Consider the following 4,044-nt stretch of genomic DNA (forward strand, 5'->3'; position numbering starts at 1 on the left):
AACTAGACCAAATGACACAAGAGAATGCAAAAGTAGCAGCTCAGGCAGACTCTATTGCAAACGCTACTATCTCTAAAGCCCAAGCTATGGTTCAAGATGCACAATCAAAAGAGTTTGTGGGTAAGAATAATATACGAGCGACTCAGAGCCACACTAGAGCAAGTCAGAGTGTTCAAGCCGCTAAGCCTGTAGTTGTAGCTAAACATACGTCCAAGCCGACTGCTATCTCAAACGCTAATAAAAACTCACTTCCTCATGTAAAACGTGAAGGTGATGTTTGGGAAAGTTTTTAATAAACATGGAAGCAAGGTTTTAACCTTGCCCTGAATGTCAAATGAATTGCTAAAACAGACGAGGATAAATCCTCGTTTCCAAAGAGAAGAAAACACAAGCAAGGTTTTAACCTTGCCCACAATGTCAAATGAATTGCTACTCTCTCATTATTTGAAAAATATACGACAATCGATAATGCTTAAAAACTAAATTATCGTTTTTAAAAGAAGCCTAATACAAAAACCCCATAAGCCAAAGAGGCAGTCTGTTTTTAAAGCCTATCTCTATATCATCGGCAATTACATAACTGTTAGGAACATCTTTTAGCTGTTCAAAGCTTTTGTTTTTACCGCCTATCTCAACAGTATATTTTTCATCAACCAGAAAATCCCCTTTTTTTACATAATAAAGAGAACAAGTATATGAAACTTGTGATGCAAAGTAAGTTTCTCTCATCGTTCCTATATCACTGCTGTTTGTAAGAGATTTTAGCAAACTCGTGTTTGAGAGATAAAGTTTGTCAGGCATCTGCATTGATTTGAACCTTTTACCCTCATAGACTATATGTCGCAGCAGTTCGGCACGGTGAAGGTACTCTATGTAGTTATAGAGCGTGGCTTTTGATACGCCTACCGTTTTACTGAGACTTTCTATGGATAATTCTAACGGTTTACAGAGCGATATAGTATGTAGAAGCTTTTTTAGCATCTCTATATTTGAAGCGCTCACTTTATATAAAAGAGCTACATCCGTAAAAAGAACCGTATTTATAGTATCACTTACTTTTTGCATAAAACTATCTTTCGCTGCAAAATAATACGGATATGCTCCAAACTCTAAATATTCATTATATAGCTTTAAAATTTTCTCATCTTTGATAGAATTCAAAATATCTTGAGCTATATTTTCATGAGAATTTAAAAGATTTTCAAATGTAAAACTAGAAAATGCGACATCAAGTTTTATCTCACAAAATTCTCTAAAAGAGAGAATCGGAAGTTTATGCATAGCGTACCTTCTTGCAAAAGAGGCGTTGGTAATTTTAACAGCGCTTGAGCCTGAAAATATGATTTTTATATCCATAAAATCATAAATGGACTTTAACTCTTGTTCAAAGTTTTTAGCTTCATGGATCTCATCTATGACAATGTACTTTCCGCCATACTTGTAAAAATACTCTGCAAACTCAAAAAGAGATATACCGCTAAAAAGAGGATGGTCGCAAGATATATAAACAATTTCATCTGAAGCATAATTTAACTCTTGTAAAACTTGTAGCATTAAAGTAGTTTTGCCAACACCCCTGCTCCCATAGATACCGATAATCTTATCAGTTCCTATTTTGATTTTTTCAAATAAAAATCTTTTATACACAGGAAGTTTTTGTCTCAACTTTTGATTTGAGATATGTTTTATATTTTCAAAAAGAGATTCCATTTTATTCCTATCGTTTTTTGTATTATACGATTGTAACTAAAAATAGATTAATTTGGATGTACTAAAGTGCCTACAAATCATAAAAATTGCAACATACTTGCAACACTACGGTTGTAAACTTCCGTTTTAGAAACAACAAAATAAATGAAAGGGCGTATATCTTATGTTACATAAACAACTAATCTTATCTGCCTACACATCTATTTTTAACTTTAATCTTACAAATAATTTTAGCTGGAGAAAAAATTTTATCTTAGCTTTAAGCTTATTTTAATAGTATGTATGTTAGAGAGAGAGAGACGACAAAATAATGATAATAGTTATCATACTCTAGTTTACTCTAGATATTTTATTTGCCTTTGCATTTACACTAAGAAATTTATCTCTATTTTTAAATCTCTTCTTTTTTCTTTAACTAAAAACACTACGAATAATCCATTACAAAAACTCTTAGAATTTTATATTCAAAATATCTTTTTCTTTACCAAGTTTATACAAGAAGTCTATCGTCTGTTTTTTCAGCCAATACGAACATAATGTTGCACTAATTATAAGTGCTGGTTTTTAATTTAATCAATAAAATAAAGGAAAAAAATGAATTTTATAAATAACTTGTCTGTAAAAGCAAAAATTATTTCGCTTTTATTAATATCAATAATCTCTTCTGCTCTATTAGGAACTATGAGCATAACTAACTCTAAAAAGTTAAATGAATCTACGGTTTCTATGTACAAAGATGGCTACACCCCTATAAGTCAAATAACTCAAATTAATGAGCTTATCATACAAAATTTACAAATGTTGCTTCTAGCAGGTTATCATGATCCGCATCTAGAAGTTAGCAGGGAGCATGAAAAAACTCATAAAACAGATATGCACTTGGATGAGATCCCAAAAAATGCGGATAAAATCACCAAACTATGGGAACAATATCTACAAAGAGAAATGTCTGCTAAAGAAAAAGAGTTGGCTAATGAGTGGGCGGCTTCAAGAAAGTTGTTTGTAGAGGATGGATTGAAAAAGACCATCGAAATATTTAAATCAGGAGACTATACAAAAGCTCAGTTATTTACAGTTACAAATGTTCTTCCATTATTTAAAAAAACAAAAGAAGGAGCAGAAAAACTCTTAGAGCTTCAAGAACAAACTGCTTTATCGCTTATAAAAAATGCAAATAGCACTTATGAAACGGTAAAAATTACATTAATTACTATCATAATTGTTTCATTAACACTGCTTTTTATTATCGGTATGTTAATTGTTAAAAGTATGGTTTCATCGGTAAACGCACTAAATAATGGGATAAATAGATTTTTTAGTTTCTTAAACCATGAAACAGATAAAGCAGATCTCATCCATATTAAATCCAAAGATGAATTTGGAGAAATGGCAAAAGTTATAAATGAAAATATAAGAAAAACAGAAATAGAAGTCATAACCGATGCGAAATTTATAGAAGATGTTCAAAGTGTTATGAATAGAGTTCAAAAAGGCTGGTTCTCTCAGCATATCGAGGCAAATTCAAATAATGCAAGTTTGCGAAATTTAAAAATTACTATAAATCAAGGTCTTGATAACTTAAAAGCAAACTTTATAACTATGAATAATTTGCTTGAAGAGTATTGTAACAATAACTACACTAAAGAGTTAGTTATCAATAATATTGAACAAAACGGAGTATTTGACACGCTTACACATGATATAAATAAATTGCGTGATGCGATTACAACTATGCTAAGCTCATCTCTCCAAAACGGTGTTGATTTGCAAGATGAAGCATCAACTCTAAAACAAGCCGTAGAATCCCTATCAACAGCAAGTAACCAACAAGCTGCAAGTTTAGAAGAAACAGCAGCCGCAATGGAAGAGATGACATCCAATGTCCAAAACAACGTCCAAAAGTCAAACGATATGGCTCTTATGGCAACTCAAACAGATTCTGCTGCAAGAGAAGGAGCTGTTCTTGCTCAGAGAACCGCTTCTGCTATGACAGAGATCCAAAGTGCTACTAACTCTATCAATGATGCAGTAGCTATTATAGAGAACATTGCATTCCAAACAAACATACTAAGTCTTAACGCAGCAGTTGAAGCTGCAACCGCAGGTGATGCTGGAAAAGGATTTGCAGTCGTAGCTCAAGAAGTAAGAAACCTTGCTAACCGTTCAGCTGAAGCCGCTAAAGAGATAAAAGCTATGGCATCTCAAGCAGCCAACAAATCAAACGAAGGTATGAATATAGCAACAGAGTTAACACGTGGATTTGAAGTAATAGCAGACAAGATAGCTCAAACTGCTTCAATGGTTCAAGATGTAAGTAATGCAAACCGTGAACAG

General features: G+C 32.7%; 2 protein-coding genes and 1 pseudogene. 2 read left to right on the forward strand and 1 reads right to left on the reverse strand.

What is annotated here, in order from left to right:
- Positions 1–293: pseudogene (locus A2530_RS05595) on the forward strand (hypothetical protein); the annotation flags it as partial.
- Between the two features lie 211 nt (positions 294–504).
- On the opposite strand, the gene A2530_RS05600 reads toward A2530_RS05595, so the two are convergent.
- Complete coding sequence (locus A2530_RS05600) at positions 505–1,710, reverse strand: AAA family ATPase (protein WP_294891486.1); 1,206 nt, start codon at positions 1,708–1,710, stop codon at positions 505–507.
- A 594-nt stretch (positions 1,711–2,304) separates the two neighbouring features.
- Between A2530_RS05600 and A2530_RS05605 the strand changes: the two genes are divergently transcribed.
- The coding region (locus A2530_RS05605) for a methyl-accepting chemotaxis protein (RefSeq protein ID WP_294891488.1) at positions 2,305–4,044 on the forward strand (1,740 nt) is incomplete at its 3' end.

Origin of the sequence: Sulfurimonas sp. RIFOXYD2_FULL_34_21 (genome assembly GCF_001830805.1) — a bacterium.
Taxonomy (GTDB): domain Bacteria; phylum Campylobacterota; class Campylobacteria; order Campylobacterales; family Sulfurimonadaceae; genus Sulfurimonas.

Excerpts from the sequence above, each read along its gene's own strand:
- A2530_RS05600 (WP_294891486.1), bottom strand. The coding sequence starts at position 1,710 with ATGGAATCTCTTTTTGAAAATATAAAACATATCTCAAATCAAAAGTTG.